We start from the raw sequence: 26,770 nt of genomic DNA, 5'->3' as shown, positions 1-26,770 counted from the left end.
CGGTTTTCATTCATTTCCCGATGCAAAAACTGGAGAAAATCTCTCCAAGAATGTTCTCGACATCAATCCGCCCCACAAGGCAGTTCAGCGCATAGACCGCGCGACGCAGCTCTTCGGCCGCAAGCTCAGCACGTTCACCGCCGAGCAATACCTCATTTCGCGCTGATTCCATAGAGACAAGCGCGTCCTGAATTGCAACACGATGGCGTTCACGAATAGCTGAGGAGGCATCGGAGGCGCGATCTGAAAGTGTCGTCGCGATATGAGCCACCATAAGATCAACGCCCTGCCCGGTTTTACCGGAAACGGACTGCGGATAAGCACCGCTATCATCCTTGCCGATCAAAACAAGATCACCATATTTTGGAGTCATTTCAGGCTCGGCATCAGCATTTGGAAGCAAGATCACCCGCAAATCAGCATGCGCTGCACGGCTTCTTGCACGATCAATGCCGATCGCTTCAACCACATCACTGGTTTTCCGAAGGCCAGCCGTATCGAGGAGCGTCACAGGCAGGCCCTGTAAATCCATACGAACTTCGATAATGTCACGCGTCGTGCCAGCAAACTCAGACGTAATTGCCGCCTCACGCCCCGCAAGCGCGTTCAAAAGCGTCGATTTTCCCGCATTCGGTGGGCCAACAATGGCAACTTCAAAGCCATCCCGGATACGCTCCGCCATTTTTGCACCTTTGATCTCTTCTTCGAGCTCAATCATCGTCAGCGCGATCAATTCCAGAACCTCGGGCGAAACGTCCGTCGGAACCTCTTCGTCGGCGAAATCAATCGTCGCTTCGATCAAGGCCGCGGCACGGAGCAAAGCCGCCCGCCAACGCTCCGCCTTCTCGCCGAGCGCACCAGAGAAAACCTTTAACGCCTGGCGACGCTGAGCCTCCGTCTCCGCCTCAATGAGATCCGCGAGACCCTCGACCTGCGCCAGATCGAGCTGTTCATTTTCCAAAGCCCGGCGCGTGAATTCCCCCGCTTCAGCCAAACGCAGTCCGTCCAACTCGGCGAGTGTTTGAAGCACGGCATTGATAATCGCCACAGAGCCATGAAGTTGAAGCTCAGCACTCTCTTCCCCGGTGAAAGACGCGCCCTTTTCAAAGCAGATCGCCAAAGCTTCGTCGAGCATCACGCCGTCCGCATTTTTCAGAACACGCAGAGCCGTTCGACGTGGAGCTGGCACATCCCCCGCCAGCTTTTCGACAGCCCAAAACGCAAGCGGCCCGGAAATCCGGACCACTGCGACACCCGCTTTCCCGCGGGCAGATGCGAGGGCGTAAATCGTATCCATAGGTTTAACCTATTGATATCCTTTAATTTAAGCGTTCATCGAGTCGAAGAATTCGCTGTTGGTTTTGGTCTGCTTGAGCTTGGAAATCAAGAACTCAATCGCATCCGTCGTGCCCATCGGGTTCAGGATACGGCGCAAAACGTAGGTTTTCTGAAGATCTTTGGAATCGACCAGGAGATCTTCTTTCCGCGTACCGGATTTGAGGATGTCCATGGCCGGGAAGACGCGTTTATCGGCGACCTTACGATCCAGAACGATCTCGGAGTTGCCGGTCCCTTTGAATTCTTCAAAGATCACCTCATCCATCCGCGACCCGGTGTCGATCAGGGCGGTTGCGATGATGGTCAGGGAGCCACCCTCTTCGATATTCCGGGCCGCACCGAAGAAGCGTTTCGGGCGTTGCAGGGCGTTGGCGTCCACACCCCCCGTGAGCACCTTACCAGAGGACGGCACAACGGTGTTGAAAGCACGGCCAAGACGCGTGATCGAGTCGAGAAGAATGACGACGTCACGCTTATGCTCAACGAGGCGTTTCGCTTTTTCGATCACCATCTCGGAAACGGCGACGTGACGGGTTGCAGGTTCGTCGAAGGTCGAGGAAATCACCTCACCTTTCACGGAGCGCTGCATGTCCGTCACCTCTTCGGGGCGTTCGTCGATCAACAGCACGATGAGATAGCACTCAGGGTGGTTGGTTTCGATCGAATGCGCGATGTTTTGCAGCAAAACGGTTTTACCCGTGCGCGGCGGCGCCACGATCAGCGCACGCTGGCCTTTCCCGATCGGCGACACGAGGTCGATGATGCGGGCGGAGCGGTCCTTGATGGTCGGATCTTCGATCTCCATCTTGAGGCGCTCATCCGGATAGAGCGGCGTGAGGTTGTCAAAGTTGATCTTGTGACGGGCCTTCTCAGGCTCCTCAAAGTTGATCAACGTCACCTTTGTGATGGCAAAATAGCGCTCGTTCTCGTTCGGCGCATGCATCACACCCTCGACCGTGTCACCGGTGCGCAAACCATGTTGGCGGATCACATCGGGGGAGACGTAAATGTCATCGGGACCCGGCAAATAGTTCGCCTCAGGAGAGCGCAAAAAGCCGAAACCGTCTTGGAGCACCTCAAGCACACCGTCCCCGGAAATAACCCACTCATCTTCCGCGCGTTCCTTGAGGATCGAGAACATCATCTCGCCCTTACGCATGGTCGAGGCATTTTCGATCTCCAACTCTTCGGCCATCGCCAAAAGGTCTTTGGGGCTCTTGGCTTTCAAATCAGCCAGATTGAGAGTGGTGTCGCTCATAGAAAAATCCAATTGGACCGGTGTATCACGCGGGTCTTTCAGTCATGTCTCAGTGGAGAATCCCTACGCCGGACGGCGCGGGTTTGGCAGAGTGATAGAAACAGAAGTCAGTTAAGTCAATCTTTCTCAGAATGGCTTGGCGATAATCATCACCACGATGAAAATCATAAACAGCGTCGGAAGCTCATTCATCATCCGGTAATGACGGCCGGTTCGCGTGTTTGTGCCCGTGGTGAAATCCTTACGACGTGCGGCGCACCACATGTGAAACCAGGTCATTCCAAGCACATTCACAGCTTTGATCCAGGACCAGCCAGCCGTCCAATCGACGATACCGGGCGTGAAAACCAAACAGAGGCCAAAGAGCCAGCTGGAAATCATCGCAGGGTTCATGATCATTTTCAGGAGCTTTTTTTCCATATCCTGAAAGAGAAGATCGGTTTCCGTGCCTAGGGTCACGCTTTCGGTGTGACGGACGTAAAGACGTGGAAGGTAAAACAGGCCAGCCATCCATGCGATGATGGAAATGACATGCATAGACTTTGTCCAAGGATAAATGCTTGCGAGAATATCGCCCATAAGAGGTGCCCCTTCGTTTCTCTCTAAATAAAATAATAAAAGAAAAAGAAAAGGATGATGATTTTGTAGGGCCTGTGGATAATCTGGATTATTGAGTTTTACACAGGGTTTTCCAAGCTCTTGAAAACGTCATATTTCTTATCCACAGCTCAGGATAAGATGAAATTTACCATATAAATCAAAACGTTGAAATTTGATTTCTGTCGACATCAGGGGATGAGTTTCGAAGGTGTCGGGAAATTGTTACTTTTACATCCAGAGGCAAAATGTCTTACTCACGGTGATAAAGAGAGGTGAGGAGTGCGTGGAACTATCGGTTTATCCCCGGCTGCGCTAAAAGACCGAAAAACACCGCTTTGATACCCGCACTCACACAGGAGTTTTCAACAGAGCTATGAACAGCCCGGAACAGCTTATCCTCGCCTCGGGGTCCGAAATCCGGCAGACCTTGCTTCGAAATGCAGGGCTCTCTTTCGATGTTACTGTCGGACGAATTGATGAAGAAACGGTGAAAGAAGCGCTCCTTAACGATGGCGCAACACCCCGAGACATCGCCGATGCTCTGGCGGAGGCCAAGGCACGCAAAGTATCCATGAAACATCCGGGCGCCATGGTCATTGGCTGTGATCAAACGCTGTCTTTCAAAGGCAAGCTGATCTCCAAAGCGCAAAACATCGACGAGGCCCGCGCACAGCTCAAAGAGATGCGCGGCGAGCGGCACAAGCTTTTGTCTGCCGCCGTGATCTATGAAAATGGTGAGCCAAAATGGCGCCATGTTGGCGAAGTTCGCCTTGAGATGAATAATTTTTCTGACGCCTATCTCGACGATTACCTGACGCGGAATTGGGATCAGGTTCAGTATTGTGTCGGCTCCTATATGCTGGAGGCCGAAGGCGTGCGTCTTTTTTCGCGCATTGATGGTGATTACTTCACGGTGCTGGGTTTGCCCCTGCTGCCACTTTTGGCATATCTTGCACAAAGGGGAGTGATCGCATCATGAGTGACAAAATTCCGGTGGCCGGCGTGATTGGCATGCCTATTTCTCATAGCCAGTCGCCAAAGCTTCATAACTATTGGCTGTCTCGCTATCAGATCCCTGGCCATTACGTGCCTCTGCATATCGAGCAAGTGGATCTCGCAGAAGTACTGCAGATGATGCCGAAAATGGGCTTTGTCGGCGCGAATGTTACGATCCCCCATAAAGAAGCCGTTCTCGGGTTGGCCGACATCGTCACGGATCGTGCCGCGTTGATCGGAGCGGCGAACACGTTGATTTTCCGCTCAGATGGAAAACTTCATGCGGACAATACAGATGGCTATGGTTTCGTGGAGAACCTGCGCTGCAATGCGGAGTGGGACCCGAAATCCGGCCCCGCAGTCGTCTTGGGTGCCGGTGGTGCTGCGCGCGCGGTGATTGCCTCTCTTTTGGACGTCGGTGTGCCGGAAATCCGACTGGCCAACCGGACAAGAACACGTTCTGACGCGCTTCGGGCCGAATTCGGGACGAAAATCTCGGTTGTGGAATGGGTGAACGCGGGGGATATGCTCAAAGGTGCGCGCACGGTTGTGAACACCACTGCGCTTGGAATGAAGGGTCAACCTGAGCTCAAAATCCCCTTCGATCATCTGAGCTCTGACGCCGTGGTCACTGACATCGTCTACACGCCGCTGCGCACCGCTTTTCTGGACCGCGCCGCTGAGAAAGGCTGTCAAACCGTCGATGGTCTTGGCATGTTGCTGTACCAAGCCGCGCCGGGGTTTGAGCGTTGGTTTGGCAAGCGCCCCGAAGTCGACGACGCCACACGCCAATTCATCCTCTCCTCATGACAAAGCCCTTCATTATCGGTCTTACCGGCTCTATCGGCATGGGCAAAAGCACCACGGCGAAGATGTTCTCGGACGCAGGCGTACCTGTCTGGGATGCCGATGCCGCCGTGGCCCGGCTGTACGATCAGGGGGGCGCTGCGGTTGTGCCCATGGCGGAGCAATTCCCTCAGGCGATTGAGAACGGCAGCGTGTCGAAAACACGGCTCAAGGAGATCATCTCGAATGATCCCAACGCTTTGAAACAGATCGAAAAGATCGTGCACCCCTTGGTCGCGCAGGATCGTAAGAATTTCATCGAAAACAGTGCGGTCGAGATGATTCTCGTCGACATCCCGCTTCTGTTCGAAACCGGCGGCGATCAACATGTAGATGCCATCGTGGTTGTCTCGGTTGATCCCGAAACGCAACGCGCCCGCGTTCTTGCCCGACCCGGCATGACCGAAGCCCATTTCGAAGCCATTCTGAGCAAACAATTCCCGGATTCTGAGAAACGCGCCCGCGCGGATTTCGTGATCGAAACCACAAGCCTTGAAGCCGCCAAAGCCCAGGTGCATGATGTGCTTTCCACTCTAAAGGGGCAACTTTCCGATGCGTGAAATCGTTCTCGATACCGAAACCACCGGATTTGATCCGTTCAGCGGCGATCGTCTCGTGGAAATCGGGGCGATTGAGCTCGTGAATCACATGCCTTCTGGCAACACCTACCACCAATATATCCACCCGGATCGCCACATGCCGGACGGCGCTTTTGGCGTGCACGGCATCGGTCCCGACCTGTTGCAGCCCCCGCGCCCGCCGAAGGATGGCGAAGTGATCCTCGCCGACAAACCGTTTTTCAAAGCGGTGGGTCAGGCATTTCTCGATTTCATCGGCACGGATTCGAAACTGATCATCCACAACGCCAGCTTCGATATGAAATTCCTGAATGCTGAGCTGAGCTGGATCGGCCTGCCGGAAATTCCCTTTGATCGCGCAGTCGATACATTGGCGATGGCGCGCAAGAAATTTCCCGGCTCTCCTGCGACGCTCGATGCGCTGTGTCGCCGATTTGGCATCGACAACTCGTCGCGGACGCTACACGGCGCTTTGCTCGACTCTGAAATTCTGGCGGAGGTTTATCTTGAGCTGATCGGCGGGCGTCAGCCCGATCTCGTGCTTGCGCCTTCGAAATCACAAAAGAAAGACGCTTCGTCTCAGATTGACGAAAACTGGCGACCGACGCGTCGCCCTGCACCTCTTCCGCCCCGGATCACAGACGAAGAAGCCGCCGCCCATGCCTCTTTCGTTGAGGGCTTGGGCGACGGCGCGATTTGGAATAAGTTCAATTAAGTCGAGAGCTTAGTTGACCGGAGCGGCAGCTTGCTGTGCTTCTGCACGGCGTGCCATGTCTTGGCGGTAGAGCTGCACAAAGTCGATGTTGTCGAGGTTCAGCGGCGGGAAGCCACCGTCACGCGTCACGTCATGCACCACACGGCGCAGGAACGGGAAGAGCATCCGCGGGCATTCGATCATCAGGAACGGATGCATCTGCTCGTCCGGCACGTTTTCGATGTGGAACACACCGGCGAAATCCAGCTCGAGGATGAACAGCGTCTGCTCACCGCTTTCGGATTTGGATTCGACTTTGACCTTGGTCGCAACTTCAAACTGGTGATCTTCGGCCCGTTTTTTCGCGTCCAGAGCGACCTGAACGGAGATCGCCGGACGACCTTCGACCTTCAGGGCCTTTTGTGCGAGAATGTTTTCAAATGACATGTCCCGGATGAACTGACCCAGGATTTGCATTTTGACGGGGTTGGCCTGTGCGGCCGCGTCGTTTTGTGGGGTTTCGCCGTTTTCGGCCATCGGTTCGGTCCTTGCAAAATGAAGTTCGCGGCTTTGTATCAGGTTGCCGAGCCTGCCTCAATGGCGAGTCCAGCCTGACGGGCCTTGATTGGGCTTGTTTTGATCGACCTCTTCCCATTCCCCGTCGATGATATGGGGATCACGGGGGGTGCCACGGAACGGATCAGCGCTCTGACGCATGTTCTCTTGCCCCATGGTAAAGCTCTGAACCTTCACCCGTTTGCGCAATTCCTTGAGCACAAACATCCGAAACGCTGGCACCAGCAACAAGAACCCCATGGCATCGGTAAAGAACCCGGGCGTCAGCAAAAGCGCACCGGAAAACAGGATCATCGCCCCATGCGCCAAAGGCTCGGACGGATCATTCAACTCGGAAAAGGACTGACGCAATTGTGACATCGCCAAAGCCCCCTGTTGGCGCACCAAAGCGGTGCCCAAAATGGCGGTGACAATGACGATCAAAAGCGTCGGCCAAAGCCCGATCAGACCGCCAACCTGAATGAACAGGGCGATCTCAATGATCGGAACTGCGACAAAAAGGGCGAAAAGCCACATGAGAAGTCCTTTCTATTCTTGCCCCCACAGGTAGACTTGGCGGGGTGCGTCACCTACATAAGGTCGGAACACAGTTATTTCTACGTTTGAACGGAGATCGACCGCCGATGGGGAATTCCCTTCTTTCCATTCTTGTCCTCGCGGGCATTGCCATTTTCCTGATCCTGCGCCTGCGCAGCGTTTTGGGCACCCGCGAAGGGTTTGAAAAGCCGCGCGCAGATTTTCCGGGGGCCGAGGAGGCCACGACGGTCAAACGCGACTTCGAGGTGATCGAGGGCGGTGTCGATCACGACATCATCGACAATGTCGAGGCCGGCACCCGCGCTGCCGACAATCTCGCGGCGATCAAACGTGTCGATCCGAACTTCAATGTGAGCGAATTCCTCTCCGGCGCGCGCGGCGCCTATGAGATGATCCTCATGGCCTTCGAGCATGACGAGCTTGAAAGCATCCAGCCGTTCCTCTCCGAAGACGTCTATGAGGCCTTTTCTTCTGTCGTTGAGGATCGCCAGTCCAAAGGTCTGACCATCGAGAGCCAATTCGTGGGTCTGCGTGAGCTTCAGATCATCGACGCCGATCTGGATCGCGCCACCGACGAAGCCGAGATCAAGATCCGCTTTGTCGGCGAAACCTCCTCCGTCGTGCGCAATGCCGAGGGCGAGATCGTTCAGGGCGATCCCAAAGCGATCAATCGTCAGAAAGACATCTGGACCTTTGCACGCCACCTGAACAGCGACGATCCGAACTGGCAGCTTGTCGCGACTGGTGCCTGATGTGGAGACAGCTGGCGCCTGCGGCTCTTGCGGCCTTGCTGGCTTTGAACGCGCCGGCGGCATCTTCGGATGACATGATGGCACGCGTCCTCTCTTTCGATGACTTACCCGGATGGGCCGCGGATGATCACGCCGCGGCTCTTTCCGTTTTTCGTGACACCTGTGATCTGATCGACGGCCCCGAATGGCCGCAGCTTTGTGCCTTTGCTCAGACGACCAATGAAGCACGGAGTTTTTTTGAACTTCTGTTCCGCCCTGTCCTGATCGAAGATGGTGCCGAGCCGCTGTTCACCGGCTATTTCGAACCCGAACTGCGCGGTTCCCGCTATCAAACCGCGCGCTATCGTTATCCCATCTACCGCATGCCGCCCGATGTTGTCTCTGGCGAAGCCTATCTGGCGCGTCAGGATATCTCCGACGGTGCGCTTGCCGGACGTGGACTTGAGATCGCTTGGGTCGATGATCCGGTCGAGCTGTTTTTCCTTCAGGTTCAAGGGTCTGGTCGCATCCGTTTGGAAAACGGTTCCGTCATGCGCATCGGTTACGGGGGCCACAACGGCCGCAACTACCGCTCTATCGGGCAGGAGTTGATCCGGCGTGGGGTCTATGACGCGCATCAGGTCTCGGCCAAGGTCATTCAGAACTGGGTGCGCCGCAATCCGGTCGAGGGTGAGGCGCTTTTGAACTTCAACCCCTCCTATGTGTTCTTCCGCGAACTGCCGCGCCTGCCTGCCGAAAAAGGCCCGATTGGCGCGATGCACCGATCCATCACCACGATGCGCTCCATCGCGGTCGATCCAAAATTCGTGCCTTTAGGTGCGCCGGTTTGGATCGAGAAAGAGGGCGCAGAGCCTCTGCATCGCCTCATGATCGCGCAAGACACCGGCTCTGCCATCAAAGGCGCTCAGCGTGCCGACATCTTTTTCGGCACGGGGGATCTTGCGGGCGATCAGGCCGGGAAAATCCGCGATCCGGGCCGTATGATCGTGCTTTTGCCGATCCAGCTGGCCTATGCCTATGAGGAAAGGGCGGAAGGGTGAGCCGGCGCAAGAAAACCCTGAGCGAAGAGGATAAGGGTCTTTGGAATGCCGTGAAGAAAACGGCAAAACCTCTGCATATCTCAAAGGCGCCCGCCCCTTTGGCCCGCCCCGAGAAACCGAACCTGCCGAAACCTATCGCACCGATTGTCCGAGAGCCTTTCGATTTCGATCTGGAGATCGGCAAACACGCGACGACCAGTATGACGGGTCATGATCTTGCCCCGTCCATTTCGGACCGGCTGGCGCAAGCACCGCTCAGGATGGATCGCAAAAAATTCGGTAAAATGCGCAAAGGCAATCTCTCGCCCGAAGGTCGGATCGACCTTCACGGCATGACGATTGCCCAAGCCCATCCCGCGCTCACGCGGTTTATCCTAAGTTCCTGGGCGATGGATCGGCGGCTGGTTTTGGTGATCACCGGCAAGGGCAAACATCGCGACGACGACGGTCCCATCCCCGTGCGCAAAGGTGTGCTCAAACATCAGGTCCCGCATTGGCTCCATATGGCGCCCTTGCGCGATGCGGTGCTTCAGGTCTCTGAGGCCCATCTCAAACATGGCGGCACAGGCGCCTATTACGTCTACCTGCGCCGCAAGAAGTAGTTACAACATATAGCGGCTCACATCCGCCGCCTTGGCCATCTCATCGACGTGGGCATGAACATAGGCGGCATCGACCGTGATCTTTTCGCCGGGCTTGTCGGGGGCTGCGAAAGACAGCTCCTCAAACACCCGCTCCATGATCGTATAAAGCCGCCGCGCGCCGATATTTTCGACCGAGCCGTTCACATCGGCGGCCAGTTTGGCAATCGCTGCGATTCCGTCTTCGGAGAAGGTCACCTCGACCTCTTCGGTCTCCATCAGCGCCTTGTATTGCAGCGTGAGCGCGTTGTCGGTTTCGGTCAGAATGCGGACGAAATCGCCCTCTTCCAATGCGCGCAACTCCACACGGATCGGCAAACGTCCCTGCAATTCCGGCAACAAATCCGAAGGTTTCGCGATATGGAACGCACCAGAGGCGATGAACAGGATGTGATCCGTTTTCACCGGACCATGTTTGGTGGACACCGTGGTGCCCTCGATCAGCGGCAAGAGATCGCGCTGCACGCCTTCACGTGAAACATCGCCGCCACGGGCCTCTTGCCGGGCGCAGACTTTGTCGATCTCATCGAGGAACACGATGCCGTTTTCCTGCACCGACTCAAGCGCCACACGGGTCACGGTTTCATCGTCCAACAACTTGTCGGCCTCTTCTCCGATCAGCACATCATAGCTTTCGGCGACGGTCAGTTTCTTTTTAACCGTACGGCCACCAAAGGCTTTGCCAAAAAGATCTCCGAGGTTCATCGCACCGCCCATTTGCGGCTGGCCTGGGACTTCGAACATACCCATCGGCATCGCGCTGTCCTGAAGATCAAGCTCGATCACCGTATTGTCCAGCTCACCGGAGCGCAGTTTTTTGCGGAACATCTCGCGGGTTTGCTCGCGGGCGTCCGAGCCAGCGATGGCTTCGATCACGCGCTCTTCGGCGGCCTCTTGCGCTTTGGTTTTCACATCGTCGCGCATCTGCTCGCGGGTCTGGGAAATCGACGCATCGACGAGATCGCGCACGATCTGTTCCACATCGCGACCGACATAACCAACCTCGGTGAATTTCGTGGCTTCGACCTTGATGAAGGGCGCTTTGGCGAGTTTGGCGAGACGACGGGAAATCTCCGTCTTGCCCACGCCGGTCGGCCCGATCATCAGGATGTTTTTCGGATATACCTCGTCACGCAGATCATCGGACAGCTGCTTGCGCCGCCAACGGTTCCGCAAAGCGACAGCGACGGCACGTTTGGCGTCATTCTGGCCGATGATAAAACGGTCCAGTTCGGAGACAATTTCGCGGGGGGTCAGGTCAGTCATTTGCTAATCTTCTCAACCGTCAGGTTGCCATTGGTGTAGACACAGATGTCGGAGGCGATCTTCATCGCGTCGCGCGCAATGCTTTCCGCGTCCTTGTCGGTTTCCATGAGGCCGCGTGCGGCCGCGAGTGCGAAATTTCCGCCCGATCCGATGGCCGCGATGTCATGCTCGGGCTCCAAAACGTCCCCTGCGCCGGTCACGACCAAAAGCGTGTCGCCATCCGTCACGATCAGCATGGCCTCAAGTTTCGACAGGTATTTGTCGGTCCGCCAATCTTTCGCCAACTCGACACAGGCGCGTGCGAGCTGTCCCGGCGTGGCCTCCAATTTGGTTTCAAGCCGCTCCAAAAGCGTAAACGCATCCGCAGTCGATCCGGCAAAGCCGCAAACCACGTCCTGCCCGCCCGGCGACAACCGCCGCACCTTGCGGGCCGTGCCCTTGATCACCGTTTGGCCAAGGCTCACCTGACCGTCACCAGCCACAACCACTTCACCACCGCGCCGCACGCCGATGATTGTCGTGCCATGCCAGCCGGGAAATTCTTCTTTCGACATAAGAGGTCCTTTCGCTTGGCAATCTATATGAGGGCGCAATGGGCCGGGTGCAACCATGGGGACCGAACGGGCATGAAAAAGGGCGCCACATTGGGCGCCCGAATTCCAAATTTGTAAGACGGGATCAGGCCTCTTCGCTGATCCAGTTGGCCAAAGCTGCCTTCGGCGCCGCGCCGATTTTATTGGAAACGACTTCGCCGCCTTTGAACATGAACAGCGCCGGGATCGAACGCACGCCGAATTGTGCCGGCGCGTTCGGGTTCTCATCCACGTTCACTTTGACGATTTTGACCTTGCCGTCGAGTTCCTCGGACAGTTCTTCGAGGGACGGGCCGATTTGTTTACACGGGCCGCACCACTCCGCCCAGAAATCGACAACCACGGGGATGTCGGATTCGAGAACTTCGGTGCTGAACGTGTCATCGCTGACTTTTACGGTTGCCATTGGGCTTCTCCTGAATTTTGTACTTGAGCAAAAACCTATGCCTCTGCCCCTGACGGGTCAAGATGTGGCGGTGCAAGCCAGACTTGCCATCACGATATCGAGAGGCACAGGGCACAGCGTGGCGGTCTTTGTCCAAAGAAGCGCCACTTCGATTTCCCGATCCGGGTAAATCTCCTGACAGGCCTGCGCATAGGCGCCGAGTTGGCGCAAAAGACCCTCTGGAATATCCTCGACACGTTCCGGGATCACGGTGTTGGATTTGTAATCCACGATCTGCACCTTTTCGGGTGTGATGATCAGGCGGTCGATGATGCCCTGAATGATCTGGTCGCCGAGAGGTGTGGTGAGTGTGGCTGTATAGGGCACCTCGGACAGTGAATGTGGGCCAAAAACATCCCAGTCATAGGTCTGATTGAGAACGCCAAGCGCCTCGTGCATCAGCTTGGGGATTTCACTTTCAAGAGCGGCTTCCTCGCCCGCGGAAAGAACAAAGCGCGCCACCTCTTCGCGACGCTCATCGCTCACCTCCGGCAAGACTTCGATCAGCTTGTGAAGTTGGCTACCGCGCCGCATCGCCGCCTCCTTGTCGAGACTGGCGTCTTCACCCGCAAGCGCCTTGGCACCACCGAGGTCCGAAGGAGAGATGCGCTTTGCTTCCTCGGAGGGGGATTCAGCATGAATTCGAGCCCAATCCGGCAGGAAACCATCTTTTTCCTGCACGAAATCCTGCAACTTTGACGCCTCTGGCCAGTCACCAATGGCATAGCGCGTCCCCATGAATCCGGCGAGTTCAACGCTATCCGTCTCAAGCGCACTCACCCCGTTTTTCACAAGATCGTACCACGTTCCCGGCGTATCCTTGCCCGCTCCGCAGACAATCAGCCATTTTTCGGCGCGAGTCATGGCCACATACAAAAGCCGCCGATCTTCCTCCAAATCACGCATTTTGAGCTGGTTTAGGGTCTCTTTTGTCAGATCGGACCTTTGACCCGAGGCGCCTTTCCAAACGATCTGACCCTCTCGCGGCGTGATGAATTCATCCCGCGTTTCGCGCAGAGTTTTCAGCGTGTCGGGCAGGATCACGATAGGCGCTTCCAACCCTTTCGAGCCATGCGCCGTCATTACCCGCACGAGGTTCGAATTTTCATCAAGCACGCGTTTGAGCTGGATGGTTTGGGATTCGAGCCAGGCGATGAAACCGGTCAGGCTTGGCGTCTCTGAGGTCTCGTAATTGCGGGCCTGATGCAACAGCGCATCGAGCCCGTCTTCGGCCTCTTTGCCAAGGCGTGCAATGAATTTGCGCCGCCCTTCATGGCGGATCAACACGCGTTCGATCAGATCGTAAGGTCTTAAGAAATCAGAGGTTTGCCGCAAATCTTCGAGAACCGCATAGGTCTCCGGCCACTCCTTGCGACGCTCATAGAGCGACCGCCAAAGCGTAATCGTCGTCCGACCATGAGCGAGCTGATAAAGATCGCGTTCCGACCAGTTGAACAGCGGTGATTTGAGCGTTTCGGCCAGCGCCAGATCGTCGTCCTGCAAGGACAGAAACGAGAGCAGAGACCGCAGGTCTTTGACCGCCATTTCTTCGCCCAACGTCATGCGATCCGCCCCGGCGACAGGAATGGCGGCGGGGTGGGATTTCAGCTCTTTGAGGATCAAGCGGAACAAAGGGGAGCGCCTTTGAACAAGGATCAAAATGTCACCGGGCTCAATCCGCCGCCCTACCCTGTTTTTTTCAGGAATAGAGCCATAGCTGAGCTGTTCGGCCACGAAATTTGCGATCCGTTTCGCCAGACGTGGGTTCGGTTCCTCCGGGTGGATCACATCGATCGGGTCTTCCCACCGACTTTCTTCTTTCTCGCGCTCTTCCTTATCTTCTTTCGTGAGGTCTTCGGGCTCTTCTAGGGACCAGAGGTCCACGCGTCCGGGAATGTCGTCAAAGAACGCGATATGCTCCGGGATACCTCCGACGCCCTCGCCATTGATCGCCGCAAAGACCTTGTCGGTCGCCGTCAAAATGGCGGGCGAAGAGCGGAACGAATATTGCAGCGAGAGGTCTTGAAGCGGCTGACCGACAGCGTTCAAACGCTCACCAAAATGCGCTTTCATCTCGTCAAAAGCGTCGGGTGCCGCGCCTTGAAAGGAGTAAATCGACTGTTTGTGATCGCCAACGACAAAGATCGTTCGTGTCACATTCGCCCGCGCGCCCTCGCCGGCCGTGAACTCCCCCGCCAAAAGTTGCACAACACGCCATTGATCGGGGCTGGTGTCTTGGGCCTCATCCACAAGGATGTGGTCGATCCCTCCATCGAGGCGATACAGCACCCATTGCGACACGTTCGAGATTGACAAAAGGTCGCGCGCACGGCGGATCATGTCGTCGAAATCCAACAGGCCAAGCTGCGCTTTGCGCTCCATGTAGGGCGGCAGGATTTCTTGCGCAAAGCGATGAAGCGCAAGCGTTTTGCGCGCGTCTTTGAGACCAAAGAGATGCGGTCGCACAGCCTCCACACGCTTCATGAAGGCCTCTAGCTGGTCAAAAGCGCCGGGATGCGCGTCGATCAGTTTTCGCGTCGGCAGGCTTGAGTGTTGAGCGTAGAATTTCGAACCGAGCGGGTTTGTCTTGGCTTTTTCACCGGCCAAAAGTTTGTCACACAGGCTTTCGACCAAGCTCAAATCAGGCTCTAATTCAGCCCAATTCCGAAAAAATACGGCGACTTTCTGATCCGCTGCACTTGACCCCTCCATGAGGCCAGCGCAGTCAAGAAGCATCTCATTTTCGCCGCCAAGAAAGACATCTCCCAAGAGTCGTGCTTCGTCATAACCCTCAGGCAGTGAAAACCAGCGCCAAATGTCAGCCTGTTCGGGGTAGTGCAAAAATTGATCGCGTTTGGCGACCACACTGAGCGCCAAATCCGTCAGATCAAGATCGCTGACGTAAAGTGCAACATCGTCAATGACCTCTCGTCGCAGCCCAAGAGCGATGTTTTCGACAATCTCCGACACCATCCGCCGCGATTGGCGTTCGTCCATTTCCTTGAATTGCGGCGACACGCCCGCCTCAAGCGGAAAGCGACGCAAGAGTGCGCTACAAAACGAGTGAATCGTCTGAATTTTCAGACCACCCGGCGTCTCAATCGCACGAGCGAACAAGGTGCGGGCGTGCCGCAAAATCTCGGAATCAAGCTGCTTTTCAGGTGAAAGAGTCGTGAGCTCTTTGATCAGTTCCGCATCAGGCAGCATTGCCCAATCACCCAACCGCTTGAACAACCGGTTCTGCATCTCTGCGGCGGCCGCCTTGGTGTAGGTCAGACAGAGAATGTGCTGCGGTGGTGTGCCGTCGAGCAACAGGCGCGCCACGCGATCCGTCAAAACCTTGGTTTTGCCCGAGCCCGCATTGGCCGACACCCAAGTCGACATATCGGGGCGCGCCGCCATGAGCTGGCGACGGGTGGCTTCGTTCATCTCGGTCATTCCAAATCCTCCGGCACAGGCGTGTCGGCGTCGGACCATTCCCCGTAGCGGGACAGATGTTCGAAATCCGTCTCAAAGCGCACGGTTTTCATCATCCGCCGCGCGGAATACCCAAGGTTCGGGTCGTCATAGGAGCGGATCAACCGCACCAGCTTTTCTTTCACGTCATCAATTTCGGCAGGCTCAAGTGGTAAGACGGTTTCCGAAAGCGTGTTGTTCAATCCGAGATAAGCCACTTCGGACACGCGCCCCATCGGCACATTTTCAAATTTGCCCTCTTCCATCATCGCCGCTTCGAGATGAAGCTGAATGTTGAAGATTTTCGTCTGCTTTTCCGTCGGCGGAGAGCCGGATTTATAGTCGTAAATGACGAAAGTGTCGTCCTCTTTGCGATCAATCCGATCGGCCTTGCAGGTCAGTGAAAAATCCACCTCTGGCACATGCATCGCGCCTTTCGCCTCGATCCCGACAGGCGTGCCCTTGGCCAATCTCTCACGCTCTCGCGTGACAAGCCCATCGGCAATGCGACGCACGCGGCCAAACCAAACCCTGCGCGCAGAGGGCCAGGACACTTCGCGTTCCAAAACCTCTTCGGCCACCGTCAAAAAGCGGGCCAGCGCCTCTTCGTGACTTTCCTCACCGATTTGCGACAGATAGCTTTCCATAATCGCGTGGAGCGCTGTGCCTCTTTCGCGCACATCGGGCTCCCGGCTCAGCGGATCGAGTTTGTTCAACCGCAAAATCCGACTCGCATAGATGTCGTAAGGGTCACGGATCAGGGTTTCGACACGCGTCACTGAAAGCTGCCGAGGGCGTGCCGCAACGGGCGGACGCGGGCTTGGTCGTTTGGCAGATGGCAGGGTAAATTCTGGCTTGTCCAAATGTTCCGCCAGTGCAATCCATTCGGAACCGCGCGCGCGCATGTGCTCCAAGGCGGTGCGCCCCTCATTGGACATCCCGGACATGAGGTTGGTCAGGCGAATAAGCCAGCGTGAGGCTACGGTTTCCGCCTCTGCATCGCGTTTGGCGCGGGTCAGAATGACCTCGGGGGCGGCGACAGCTTGTTGAAAATCATGGGCGGAGAGGCCAATGCTTTGTTCCGGCGACAAAAGTCCGGCTTGGCGTCTCATATCACGGCTGAACCAGGGGTCCTGCCCGACGCTTTGGGGCCAAATGCTTTCATTCAGCCCGCCTAAAATCACCAGATCGGCACCGAGCGCCCGCGCTTCAAGTGTCCCCCAAATCATAACCTGCGGATGTTTCGGAGAAGGATCGCGAACGGTTTCGCGACCCAGAATGGCCCGGAACAGATCGCCGAACTCCATGGTGGTCATGGCGCCTGCATGATCCGCTTCACGATGCAGGGTCTCGACAACACGACGCGCCTCGCGACCGGCATGTTGTGCCCAAAGTTCACTGTCATCCGTAGAGTTTGGCCCCATAACCAGTCTCGAACTCAGCTGAATCAGGCGATCGAGGTGAGTTTTGAGCGACCCTTCGGCAGTATGATGAAAGTGTTCACTTTGATCTGCGACCCAGCCGGCCCATGACAGCCGCGCGTCTTTGTCGTCCTTGTCTTCGCCAGATTTGATCGCCCACTCCAGAAGGTTCTCACGGGTCGGGAAGGCGAGCGTCTTGCGACGCAGATGTACCTCAAGCTCGCGGGTCCAAAGCAGGTGGAAACCGCGCGCATCCTCTTGTGGGGCATCGTCTCGGGTGCCGCGGGCACAGAGCGGGTGCTTCAAGAGGACCAGCAAATCTTCTGAGGATAGAACACGCCCGATCAGCCCCACAACATGACGCAAAAGCCGTCCGGGTGGGGTTTGGTTTAGCGGAATACCTGCGCTGTCGTCCGGTACAATATTCCAGCGCGCCAAAAGGGCTGTCACACGTCGGGCCAAATCGCGATCCGGCGTGACGAGCGCGGCGGTTTTGCCATCGTGTACCGCTCGACGCAGGACGAGTGCGATTGCATTCGACTCAAGCCGCATATCCGGGGCTTCGATCAGGGTAAGCGCTTGCGTGGCGCCTTCGACATTTTGAAACGCGGGACCCTCTTGCATCCATTGATCGGTGATCGGCGCCGGACGCAAAGCCAGCGAAACAAGCCGATTTTGGCTCTGATTTTCTTGCGTGTCGCCATCCCACCTCTGGATGCGATCAGGTCTCACACCTAATCGATGTGCCATCCGCGCCATCCGTTCCTGTGGATGTTCGACGGCCATGCGCTCTTCCGAGTAAATTTGGTTCCAAACCTCGGCAGACATATCAAAATCGACGCCAGGAAGGATGACGGCACCCTTCGGGAGTTTGGCCACCAGAGACATAAATCGCGCTGTCATACCGCGTGAACCGGTTGAGCCAACGACGAGAATTGGATGATCGGGCGGAGATGTTTTCCACGTCGTCTCAAGGCGTTCAATGACAAGGCGCAGACGATCCTCGCCGCTCAATTCGACAGAGCTGTCATCTGCGAAAAGCCCGAAAAGGATCGACAGAAATTGAAGCGATTTCTGCCAATGGCCGGAAGCATCCGGAACTTTCAGGTTTTGAATATCTTCCGGCTTCACGCCTTCGTCCTGCATCTCAGCAAAGAGAAGCGCGAGGCTGTCAGACAGGTCGAATACGGAGGACCGCGTGGCGAATTGGGGTTCTTGCTTTAGAAAATGTGACACGAGCTGTGCCAGCTCAAGACGACGTCTCAACCCGCTGATCGGGACAGGGAGATCCATGAAATCGTGATCCATCCCAAGATGAGACAAAAGACGCAATTTTGGCAGGAATCGGGTCGATCCATCTTCGAAAACCTCTTGAATTTCCTTTTTCATCCGCGAGGTGTTTACGAATATTTCGGTCCGCGCCAACATGTCGGGCGGCATGCCCTCAAGACGCGTGAGTAGGCCGTTTTTGACAGCAGATGGATAATGTGCGCCGCATGGGACACCAAATAGGGCCGGGCTTTCGTCTGATGTGAACATTAGAGGCCCTTCAACATGGTTTCGGCAATCTCAATGCCTTCCGGGTGACCGACATCGCACCAATGACCATTATATTCGACACCAAAAATGCGACCTTGGGCGAACATATCCTCCCAAACACGGTTGAGCGAAAAATGCCTGTCTTCAACTGCGGCAACGGGGGCTGTTTTTAAAATTTGCATGCCTGTGTAGATGTAGCTTTGCCCGCGACGGATCTGGCCGTCAGGTGCAAGGTCGAAATCACCGGTGCCAAGATGCGCATGCGTGCGCGATTTTGGGATAATCAACAAAAGCGCGTCCATTTTGTCCGGCTGCCAGGCGTCGGACAAAATCTCAGCAGCTAGAGGACCTTTCCAAACGGCATCGGTGTTCATGGTGAACACCGCATCACTATCGAAATGCGGGAGCGCGTTTTTGAGACCACCACCGGTTTCCAAAAGATCTTCCTCGAAAACAGTCTCTAATCCAGCGGAATGGAGATGTTTTTCGAGCAGATCGGGAAGATAGTGAAGATTGGCGACACGGTGCGGAATGTCACCGAGTTGGTCCAGAGCATGATCGACCAAGGGCCGCCCACCCACCTCGATCATGGGTTTCGGGCGGGTTTCTGTCAGAGCCTTCATCCGTGTGCCGCGACCGGCACAAAAGATCATTGCAGAGTTGGGATTGTACCGCATTTGTCCTTGAGCGTTTGTAGGGCTGCGAGGTCAGGTTCCGGGAGATGCGCGCGCAGCAAGGTTGCAAGCTCCTGAAGATCGGGGTGGTCCAAATCACGTTGGAGATGCCCCCAAACGCGCGGGATCAGGTCAACATAACTGATACGACCAAAGTGCAGCGACATACGCGCGAAGACCATCAGAATGCGCAGATTGCGCTGAACGGAACAAATCGCCGCCTGACGCATGAAATCGACCCGATTCAAGCCCAATTGATCACAAAAACGCGCCATGCAGCGATTGCGTATTTCCTCGGAAACATCTCTCCGGGCGTCTGTGGTCAGTGAAATCAAATCATAGGCGATTGGGCCCAGCATGGCGTCCTGAAAATCAAGCTGACCGACGCGAGCGGCCCCTTCCCTTTCGGGGAGCCACAAAAGATTTTGGGCATGATAGTCGCGGAGGATTGTAACACGCTCTGTGCCGAGACTGTCGACCAAAGGCTGAAGTGCGTCGTGCGCCAGAGCTTTCTCATCCGCCATATCGCGGCCAAGGATGGGTTCGGCGTACCAGCGATAACAAGACAGCGCCAAATCGGTCATGCGGGGAACATAATCTTCCAGCCCCTGCATCGGTTCTGCGGAACACAGGGTGACAAGCGCATCTACTGCGGCATCATACAGGCTGGCCTCGAGCTCAGGGTTCCGCGCACAAACTTGATCGTACAAATCCGTGCCGAAATCCTCGAGGATCAAAAAACCCAGTTGTTCGTCAGCGGCATAAATTTCGGGTGCGGACAGGCCGATGCCGGATAAATACGCGTCAACTTTCACGAAAGGCCGCACATCTTCACCGGCCTCGGGCGGCGCATCCATCAGGATGGCCGTGCGACCGGATGAGGCATCTGTCAATCGATGGTAGCGACGGCGGGAGGCATCACCGGCCAGCGCAACGGACTGTGATGCGGCCCAAGGGCTATTCGCCACAAAAGTTTTGAGAAGTTGAGCGCGATCCATCTTTGTGTCGCGCGCATCGAGTGTGGTGGTCACGGAGTTTGGCCTTTGTATCAGACGTGTGGTGTCTGACTTTAGGCCCCCTTACAGTGGACACAAGGGCTAGACGTCACGCGCCCGCGTCACAACTCGATAAACTGCGTGTCATGCGCCTGCGGACGAAGGGTTGGACGCAGCGCACTTGGCCGTTCTTCCGGGGAAAAGCCAATGAGGGTTTGTCCGGACGGCAGGGGAACGAAGCGGCAATTCAGACGACGACCGTCCCACAGCCGGGTTTGGCTGATCCATTCGCTACGCTCTCCGGCGCGGCTCACGAAATCGCGAAGCTCGCCCCACATCGGAGTCGGTGCGCATTTCGCATGCCAGACGCGGGTCGCATCGGTGATGCTGGTTTCGCGAATGCCTTCCATTTGCTCGAGGCGCCAGAGGCTTGTGTAGGCGGAATTCGCCATGATCAGCATGCCCTCGCTTGAAAAGACCGCAATGGCTTCTGAGAGACTGTCCAGAACGGCCTGTCCGGTTTCGATTTCGGAACGGAAACGACGGGTTAGAGACATTTCTGCGGAGATGTCCTCGAACAGGAACGCAATGGCACCATCGGGGTGCGGGCGTCCGGAAATCCGATAGGTCATGCCGCCCGGAAGGGTCCAAACCTCTTCATAGGTGCCATCTTCGGCGGCGTTTTCCAGGGCGGCCATCTGCTGACGCCAGGATTTGTAATCCTTGGGTTCCGGCATCATCTGGCTGTCGCGCAGGCGATCCAAAAAGGAGGTCAAAGCCGGACGCGTGATCAGGAATTCAGCAGGCAAAGAGGTTAGATCCGTCAGGGCCGGATTGAACAGCGCAAGCCGACGATTGCGGTCAAAGACGGCCAAACCAATGGTCAGATGCGAGAAGGTTTTCGTCAGCGTTTGCGTGAACTCGCGCAGAGTTTCCTCGGCTTTCACGGTGCGATCCGCGCTGCTACCGGTATAGAGATAATCCTCACCGATTTTGAATCGGTAAATGTCATACCAATGCGCATCGCCGGCCTTATCTTTCAGGTTAAGGCGACGGGATTCACTCGCACCGGCATTGGCCAGCAAATGTGTCTCGAAAAGCGATGCGGGGGGCCAGCTCGGGACATCATTGTCGTCCGAAAGACTGTCTGCGAGAGAAATATAGGCACTGTTGGCCCAGCTGATCGTGCCATCTTCAAGCTCGCGCCAGACGAGGAAGGGCACGTGTTCCGTGGTCGCCCGCAGCGTTTCCAGCTCTTGTTCCATCGCCATGAGAGAATGACGATCCATGTCGATATGGCTGTGCCCCGTTTCGTGATCGATCAGGGTGATCCGCGCCAATCCGTTGCGCCATTCACACTGAAGCACGGCACTCCCGTCGCGGGACTCGAGAATGATTTTGCCGCGTTCCGCCAGTTCGGCGATCTCATGCTGAAGCGTCGGGAATTTGGTGATCATGACGGACAAAAGCCGTGACCAATCGGATCCTACATCGACGGCAGCGGCCATGACGCTATGTGCGGAAGGCGTGGCATTCACGAGGTTTTCGTCATCGAAGAGAAAGACGATGCCGTTGTCCTGCGTGTCGAGCGCGATCGCCTTTTCCTCTTCCTTGCGACTGGCCAGCCAGGCGAGGCTGTAGAGCACAAGAAAAGCGACGCCGAGACTACCGGCGAGCAGGATGGCCAAGGTGATCAGGAGGTCGACTGACATGTGATTCCCATCAAAAAGCGATGCGTTTGCGATGGGCGGAGTGTGGGAAATTTTAGTTAACGCTCCGTTAAAACAGGTGTCCAAACCCTAAAGAAGCCGGTCTATTTACGCTTTGAGTGGCGTGTTTTCTCCCAAGGCCTTGTTTTGTTCTCCCTCGGGAACGCCGATGAGGTCCCGCCGCCAGCTCAACTCAACAATCGCCCCGGAACGACGCCCGGCGTGCAGATGCATATCGTGCCGATCTGAGCCATTCGCAAAACTCATCTCTGCGCCGGTACGCTCCAAAAGCGTTTTTGCGATAAAAAGCCCAAGCCCCATACCTTTGTAGCCGGGCCGCTTTTCGACCTCTTTCTCCGAACGCCTGTGTCGCATGAAGGGATCGCCAATGCGGCCGATCACTGAGGGCGGAAAGCCAGCCCCATCGTCGATGATCCGAAGTGTGATACGCCGTTTGCTCCAAAGGATGTCGACCCAGACCGTGGTTTCGCAAAAATCCACAGCGTTCTGGATCAAGTTGCGCATCCCGTGAATGATTTCCGGACGGCGATAGACATAGGGCTGCTCTGAGCCGTCTTCCGATCCCAACACTTCGAGATTGACGGTTTTACCGCGGCTGGTGTGGGGCTGTGCCGCCTCTTCGATCACGGCTTGCAGGGGCGCAAAACGCATATGCAAATCGTCTTTCCCCGCCTGCCCCATCGAATGAAGGATGTCACGACAGCGATCCGCCTGTTCGTTGATCAACTGAGCATCTTCGCGCAGAAGGTCATGGTCCTTGAGATCGTCGACCAGCTCGCTGGACACAAGTTTAATGGTCGCGAGCGGTGTGCCCAATTCATGCGCGGCAGCTGCCACAACACCGCCGATGTCGGTGAGTTTCTGTTCGCGGGTCAATGCCATCTGAGTGGCCAGAAGCGCCTGCGACATGGTGTGAATTTCTGAAGTCACGCGCCAGGAAAATACACCGAGGAACAGCACGCCGATGACGATGGCGGCCCAATTCCCAAAGAGGAAAATGTCGGGAATGATCAGCTCAGCCCCATCGGCCATATGCAGGGGCACATGAAAGAGGGCCAGAAGTGTCACAAAGGTGATGGCAACAGCGCCGTTGAAAATCGAGGATTTTGGCCTCAGCGCAGAGGCGGAGATCGACACGGGGGCGAGGATCAGCACAGAAAACGGGTTTGTCAGGCCGCCGGAGAAATACAACAGGGCGGACAGTTGAGTGATGTCGAAGAGCAACATCAAGGTCGCGCCGCGTTCGCTCAGCCGCGTGTTTTCCGGGTAAACGAAACTCGCGACGATATTGAGGATCACGGAGGCGCCGATGACGATGGCGAAAAAGCCGATCTCCAAGTGAAGGTTAAACAGAAAGATCGCGACAAGGATGCTGGCGATCTGACCAAAAATAGCGATCCAGCGCACGGCCACCAGGGTGCGAAGGCGCACCCAGTCGGATCGTCTTTCGACAGGTATCAGATCGTCTTTGGTTTCAAACATGCGTGTAATTGACCTTCTGCGGCATTAAGACCCTTGTGCAAGCCTTTTGCAATTGATCTGAGGGACGGAGCAAATGCAAAAGGCTATTCGCTGATGCACATCACGTTGCGTCAAGGCGATCAAGGCACTGCGCACAGGAGGATGAACATGTCGACGAAATCCATTGCCCTTGTGGCGACAGTCGTACTTGCGGGGGCCCTGGGTGGCATGGCCTGGTATGCCAACCGCCCTGCCGGAGACGATGCTTTTGCCCAATGCCGGGCTTCCGCAGTCAGTGGCGGCGCTGGTGCGATTGGCGGTCCTTTCGAGCTTGTGCGCGAAGATGGCGTAACTGTCACGGATCAGGATGTCTTCACCAAGCCGACGATCCTCTATTTCGGCTATACCTTCTGTCCCGATGTCTGCCCTCTCGACAACATGCGCAACGCGGATGCTCTGCGCATTCTTGATGAGCGCGGCTACGATGCGCAGACAGCTTTCATCTCTATTGACCCGGAGCGCGATACGCCCGAGGTGGTCAATGAATTCACCTCGCTGTTTCATGACAATATGATCGGCCTCACCGGCTCGCCGGAACAGGTGAAAGCGGCCTCCATGGCCTACAAAACATACTACAAGAAGCAGGAAGACGGCGATCCGGAATACTATCTCGTCGATCACTCGACGTTCACCTATCTGGTGTTCCCGGAGATCGGTTTTGTCGATTTCTTCAAACGCGACGACACGCCGGAACAGATGGCGGATCGTGTGGCCTGTTTCATGGATGCCGCTGAGTAACAGCAGGGTAAAAATTGACCCTGCCTTAGAGGCGTTCTAAAACACATCTGAATTATCAGATTTATGCGATGGCGGGAGATCCGGGATGGACGCGGACGAGATTTTGGAACTGGGCGCAGATAAGTCGCTTTTGTTGGTCGATGACGACGAGCCATTTCTGCGCCGTCTCGCGCGCGCCATGGAAAAACGCGGTTTTGATGTCGAAATGGCCGGGTCCGTCGCCGCAGGCAAAGCCATCGCCACAGCACGTCCGCCAGCCTATGCCGTGGTCGATCTGCGGTTGGAAGACGGCAATGGCCTCGATGTGGTCGAAGTTCTGCGTGAAAAACGTCCGGACAGCCGCATCGTCGTTCTGACCGGCTACGGTGCCATTGCGACGGCTGTCGCGGCCGTCAAAATCGGCGCGACGGATTATCTGTCGAAACCTGCCGATGCGAATGACATTGTGCACGCGCTGGTCTCCACGGGCGATGAGTTGCCGCCGCCGCCGGAAAATCCGATGTCCGCCGATCGTGTGCGTTGGGAGCATATCCAGCGGGTCTATGAGCTTTGCGACCGCAATGTTTCGGAAACGGCTCGTCGTCTCAACATGCACCGCCGCACGCTTCAGCGCATCTTGGCGAAACGCTCGCCGCGTTAAACTCACTGCGCTAAAGCGTTTTTCGTTTAATCTGAATCGGATTGAGCGGAAAACGTTGCCACACTGAATTGATATTGCTGCGTTTCTCAAAAATTGAGTGCCTCAAGTTTTTGAGAAACGCTTTAAGTGGCGCTGGGCGCAAGTGTCTTGAGCCAGTCGATGAATACGCGGGTTGAGTTGCGCTCCACGCCCTTCGGGGTGGCGGCGTAATAGGTGAACTTCTGGCTCAACTCATAGGGCAAGCGAACCAAAGCGCCGCTCGCCAGATCGTCACTAACCGCGATCTCCGAGACAAAGGTCAGACCCACACCGCGCATCACCGCCTGAACACTTTCGGCCTGCCCCTCGATGTAAATCGCAGGCAGGAGCCCGGGCTCCAAACCACATTCACGGCAGAGATCATCGTCATTGTATTGGGTCCGCGATTTGATCCAAGGCATGATACTAAGCGGCAAGTCGTTCATGTTGCCACCATGTTTGTTGATCAGGATCGGACTGGCGACAAGAATGACGCGGGTGGTCCACAGATATTCGACATCAAGACCCGGCCAGTCTCCCTTGCCGGTTCGAATCCCCAAATCAAAGTGCTGACGCTTCAGATCATCGACGGAACCGGAGGGGGTCAGGGAAACGGGAATATCCGGGTGTGCGTCCCAGAATTGGCCCAGCCGCGGAATGATAAAGGCATAGGACAAAGCGGGCGTGCAGGTGACGCGCAATCCGCGAGAGGCAGGTGTGCCGCGCAGGCGCTCAATTCCGTCGGCAATCGTCGAAAAACCATCCGACAGGGACGCGGCCAATTGGCGACCGGCCTCCGTCAGACCCATGCCACGCCCCTCGCGCTGCAACAGGGTCAGCCCCAACTCTTTTTCTAGCGCACGTACCTGTTGCGTGATCGCCGCGTGGGTGACGTTCAGCGCCACGCCTGCCGCTGTGAAGCTGCCCAGACGGGCGGTGGCCTCAAAGGCTCTGAGGCTCGAAAGAGAGGGTATACGGCGCCAGTCGATCTCGGTCATCTGTTAGATATTCTTACAGTTTGAAAAAATCCCTGAGTGGGATAGATCAAATATAGTTGGTAGATCGCCGATGTGTCGAGCTTTTCGGGAGAAAACCAATGTTACACATCATGGCCACGGAACTTATGTCTGCGCAGGATGCACACTCACCCGAGCTGCATCATCGCCGTGCTTTTATGGCAAACCGGCGCCTCGCACGACAAACCGCCCGCGCAGCATGGTTTGCCAAGCTGAGGGCAATGCCTGAAAAGCTCAGCGGTTTTTCACAGGTCAAAGTGCCGCCATCAACGCCGCATGGCGCGCGGTAAAGGCTTTGCGGGTCTCGACCGGTGGGCGTAGGTGAAGGTTTAGATCGCCGACCAAATCGGGGTTCATTTTGCCGAAGAGCTTGTTGCTCTCCTCAATGGAAAACCCGGCGATCTGTGTGGCCTCCAGCCAAGCGGATACCTTATCCGCCTTTTTGATCTTTTTCTTGATCGTCACCGGAATTTTCGCAGGAAGGCCAAAGCGAATGTGGATCGCGGCGGTCAGCCGATCATCCAACTCGCCGTAATCGGGCCCAATCGCGGCTTTGACCGGTGAAATCATATCGCCAATCACATATTCCGGGGCGTCATGCAAAAGCGCTGCAAGCTGCCATTTGATCGGTTCATTGGGATAGAGACGGCGAAAAATCTCCTCGACCAGAATGGAGTGTTCGGCGACCGAATAGGCGTAATCGCCCGAGGTCTGCCCATTCCAACGCGCCACAAAGGCCAGGCCATGGGCAATATCCTCGATCTCAATGTCCATCGGTGTCGGGTCCAGCAGGTCGAGCCTGCGGCCGGAAAGCATCCGTTGCCATGCACGGGGCTGAGTGCGGGATTGAGCCATGTCGTCC

25 protein-coding genes are annotated in these 26,770 nt (G+C 56.2%); 9 read left to right on the top strand and 16 right to left on the bottom strand.

The genetic code is table 11. The features are described 5' to 3' along the window. Nucleotides 1-10 precede the first annotated feature (10 nt). The 3 genes from mnmE to hemJ form a co-directional block, all read right to left on the bottom strand. Nucleotides 11-1,297 (bottom strand): tRNA uridine-5-carboxymethylaminomethyl(34) synthesis GTPase MnmE, encoded by a 1,287-nt coding sequence (gene mnmE / locus ACN0X0_RS07205; protein WP_417278599.1) that lies wholly within the window; start codon nucleotides 1,295-1,297, stop codon nucleotides 11-13. Nucleotides 1,298-1,324: 27 nt separating this feature from the next. After that, nucleotides 1,325-2,596, bottom strand: coding sequence for a transcription termination factor Rho (gene rho / locus ACN0X0_RS07200; protein WP_226551665.1), 1,272 nt, complete (start codon nucleotides 2,594-2,596; stop codon nucleotides 1,325-1,327). A gap of 126 nt (nucleotides 2,597-2,722) precedes the next feature. Then, a complete protein-coding gene (gene hemJ / locus ACN0X0_RS07195; RefSeq protein WP_417278598.1) occupies nucleotides 2,723-3,175 on the bottom strand; it encodes a protoporphyrinogen oxidase HemJ in 453 nt (150 codons plus the stop codon). Between the two features lie 394 nt (nucleotides 3,176-3,569). Between hemJ and ACN0X0_RS07190 the strand changes: the two genes are divergently transcribed. The 4 genes from ACN0X0_RS07190 to dnaQ are packed head-to-tail and all read left to right on the top strand — an operon-like array spanning nucleotide 3,570 to nucleotide 6,331. Further along, nucleotides 3,570-4,175, top strand: coding sequence for a Maf family protein (locus ACN0X0_RS07190; RefSeq protein WP_417278597.1), 606 nt, complete (start codon nucleotides 3,570-3,572; stop codon nucleotides 4,173-4,175). Continuing rightward, nucleotides 4,172-5,002, top strand: a complete 831-nt coding sequence (locus tag ACN0X0_RS07185; protein WP_417278596.1) for a shikimate dehydrogenase — start codon at nucleotides 4,172-4,174, stop codon at nucleotides 5,000-5,002. Before ACN0X0_RS07190 ends, ACN0X0_RS07185 begins: the two co-directional genes overlap by 4 nt. Continuing rightward, a complete protein-coding gene (gene coaE / locus ACN0X0_RS07180) occupies nucleotides 4,999-5,598 on the top strand; it encodes a dephospho-CoA kinase (RefSeq protein ID WP_417278595.1) in 600 nt (199 codons plus the stop codon). The genes ACN0X0_RS07185 and coaE overlap by 4 nt, the downstream gene beginning before the upstream one ends. Continuing rightward, nucleotides 5,591-6,331 carry a DNA polymerase III subunit epsilon gene (gene dnaQ / locus ACN0X0_RS07175; RefSeq protein WP_417262431.1) on the top strand — a complete coding sequence of 247 codons (741 nt, stop codon included), beginning with the start codon at nucleotides 5,591-5,593 and terminating at the stop codon, nucleotides 6,329-6,331. The genes coaE and dnaQ overlap by 8 nt, the downstream gene beginning before the upstream one ends. Before the next feature lie 9 nt (nucleotides 6,332-6,340). Here dnaQ and secB read toward each other — a convergent pair whose 3' ends face one another. Both secB and ACN0X0_RS07165 read right to left on the bottom strand, forming a co-directional pair. After that, on the bottom strand, nucleotides 6,341-6,847 hold the full coding sequence (gene secB / locus ACN0X0_RS07170; RefSeq protein WP_417262432.1) for a protein-export chaperone SecB: 507 nt from the start codon (nucleotides 6,845-6,847) through the stop codon (nucleotides 6,341-6,343). A gap of 57 nt (nucleotides 6,848-6,904) precedes the next feature. Continuing rightward, the gene (locus tag ACN0X0_RS07165) at nucleotides 6,905-7,402 is read right to left on the bottom strand and encodes an FxsA family protein (protein WP_417278594.1); all 498 of its coding nucleotides are present in this window, start codon (nucleotides 7,400-7,402) and stop codon (nucleotides 6,905-6,907) included. 107 nt (nucleotides 7,403-7,509) lie between these two features. Between ACN0X0_RS07165 and ACN0X0_RS07160 the strand changes: the two genes are divergently transcribed. The 3 genes from ACN0X0_RS07160 to ACN0X0_RS07150 are packed head-to-tail and all read left to right on the top strand — an operon-like array spanning nucleotide 7,510 to nucleotide 9,817. Next, nucleotides 7,510-8,175: a Tim44/TimA family putative adaptor protein gene (locus ACN0X0_RS07160; RefSeq protein ID WP_417278593.1), complete on the top strand. Its 666-nt coding sequence runs from the start codon at nucleotides 7,510-7,512 to the stop codon at nucleotides 8,173-8,175. Next, a complete protein-coding gene (locus ACN0X0_RS07155; RefSeq protein WP_417278592.1) occupies nucleotides 8,175-9,215 on the top strand; it encodes a murein transglycosylase A in 1,041 nt (346 codons plus the stop codon). Before ACN0X0_RS07160 ends, ACN0X0_RS07155 begins: the two co-directional genes overlap by 1 nt. Next, nucleotides 9,212-9,817, top strand: a complete 606-nt coding sequence (locus ACN0X0_RS07150) for a Smr/MutS family protein (protein WP_417278591.1) — start codon at nucleotides 9,212-9,214, stop codon at nucleotides 9,815-9,817. Before ACN0X0_RS07155 ends, ACN0X0_RS07150 begins: the two co-directional genes overlap by 4 nt. On the opposite strand, the gene hslU is transcribed toward ACN0X0_RS07150, so the two are convergent. From hslU to regB, 9 genes are all read right to left on the bottom strand, one after another. Then, nucleotides 9,818-11,122 carry an ATP-dependent protease ATPase subunit HslU gene (gene hslU, locus ACN0X0_RS07145; RefSeq protein ID WP_417278590.1) on the bottom strand — a complete coding sequence of 435 codons (1,305 nt, stop codon included), beginning with the start codon at nucleotides 11,120-11,122 and terminating at the stop codon, nucleotides 9,818-9,820. Further along, the gene (hslV, locus tag ACN0X0_RS07140; RefSeq protein WP_219783310.1) at nucleotides 11,119-11,676 is read right to left on the bottom strand and encodes an ATP-dependent protease subunit HslV; all 558 of its coding nucleotides are present in this window, start codon (nucleotides 11,674-11,676) and stop codon (nucleotides 11,119-11,121) included. Before hslV ends, hslU begins: the two co-directional genes overlap by 4 nt. Before the next feature lie 124 nt (nucleotides 11,677-11,800). Continuing rightward, nucleotides 11,801-12,121 (bottom strand): thioredoxin, encoded by a 321-nt coding sequence (gene trxA / locus ACN0X0_RS07135; protein ID WP_226551641.1) that lies wholly within the window; start codon nucleotides 12,119-12,121, stop codon nucleotides 11,801-11,803. A gap of 57 nt (nucleotides 12,122-12,178) precedes the next feature. Continuing rightward, nucleotides 12,179-15,598, bottom strand: a complete 3,420-nt coding sequence (gene addA, locus ACN0X0_RS07130) for a double-strand break repair helicase AddA (protein ID WP_417278589.1) — start codon at nucleotides 15,596-15,598, stop codon at nucleotides 12,179-12,181. After that, on the bottom strand, nucleotides 15,595-18,576 hold the full coding sequence (gene addB / locus ACN0X0_RS07125) for a double-strand break repair protein AddB (protein WP_417278588.1): 2,982 nt from the start codon (nucleotides 18,574-18,576) through the stop codon (nucleotides 15,595-15,597). The genes addA and addB overlap by 4 nt, the downstream gene beginning before the upstream one ends. Further along, nucleotides 18,576-19,253, bottom strand: a complete 678-nt coding sequence (locus ACN0X0_RS07120) for a nucleotidyltransferase family protein (RefSeq protein WP_417278587.1) — start codon at nucleotides 19,251-19,253, stop codon at nucleotides 18,576-18,578. The genes addB and ACN0X0_RS07120 overlap by 1 nt, the downstream gene beginning before the upstream one ends. After that, a complete protein-coding gene (locus ACN0X0_RS07115) occupies nucleotides 19,226-20,281 on the bottom strand; it encodes an aminoglycoside phosphotransferase family protein (protein ID WP_417278586.1) in 1,056 nt (351 codons plus the stop codon). The genes ACN0X0_RS07120 and ACN0X0_RS07115 overlap by 28 nt, the downstream gene beginning before the upstream one ends. 86 nt (nucleotides 20,282-20,367) lie before the next feature. Further along, the gene (locus ACN0X0_RS07110; RefSeq protein WP_417278585.1) at nucleotides 20,368-21,957 is read right to left on the bottom strand and encodes a PAS-domain containing protein; all 1,590 of its coding nucleotides are present in this window, start codon (nucleotides 21,955-21,957) and stop codon (nucleotides 20,368-20,370) included. 105 nt (nucleotides 21,958-22,062) lie between these two features. Beyond that, the gene (regB, locus tag ACN0X0_RS07105) at nucleotides 22,063-23,457 is read right to left on the bottom strand and encodes a sensor histidine kinase RegB (protein ID WP_417278584.1); all 1,395 of its coding nucleotides are present in this window, start codon (nucleotides 23,455-23,457) and stop codon (nucleotides 22,063-22,065) included. 147 nt (nucleotides 23,458-23,604) lie between these two features. Here regB and ACN0X0_RS07100 point away from each other — a divergent pair, with 147 nt between their 5' ends. Continuing rightward, on the top strand, nucleotides 23,605-24,234 hold the full coding sequence (locus ACN0X0_RS07100) for an SCO family protein (protein WP_417278583.1): 630 nt from the start codon (nucleotides 23,605-23,607) through the stop codon (nucleotides 24,232-24,234). 85 nt (nucleotides 24,235-24,319) lie between these two features. Next, the gene (locus ACN0X0_RS07095; protein ID WP_219783301.1) at nucleotides 24,320-24,874 is read left to right on the top strand and encodes an ActR/PrrA/RegA family redox response regulator transcription factor; all 555 of its coding nucleotides are present in this window, start codon (nucleotides 24,320-24,322) and stop codon (nucleotides 24,872-24,874) included. A gap of 122 nt (nucleotides 24,875-24,996) precedes the next feature. Here the strand turns inward: ACN0X0_RS07095 and ACN0X0_RS07090 are convergent, their stop codons facing one another. Both ACN0X0_RS07090 and ACN0X0_RS07085 read right to left on the bottom strand, forming a co-directional pair. Further along, a complete protein-coding gene (locus ACN0X0_RS07090) occupies nucleotides 24,997-25,890 on the bottom strand; it encodes a LysR family transcriptional regulator (RefSeq protein WP_417278582.1) in 894 nt (297 codons plus the stop codon). Nucleotides 25,891-26,160: 270 nt separating this feature from the next. After that, complete coding sequence (locus ACN0X0_RS07085) at nucleotides 26,161-26,763, bottom strand: HD domain-containing protein (protein ID WP_417262447.1); 603 nt, start codon at nucleotides 26,761-26,763, stop codon at nucleotides 26,161-26,163. Nucleotides 26,764-26,770 lie beyond the last annotated feature (7 nt).

The sequence above is a fragment of the Celeribacter sp. genome, from assembly GCF_048270365.1.
In the GTDB taxonomy this organism is placed as follows: Bacteria; Pseudomonadota; Alphaproteobacteria; order Rhodobacterales; family Rhodobacteraceae; genus Celeribacter.
The sequence above is the reverse complement of the archived record's forward strand: the minus strand, read 5'-3'. Positions and strand labels throughout refer to the sequence as shown.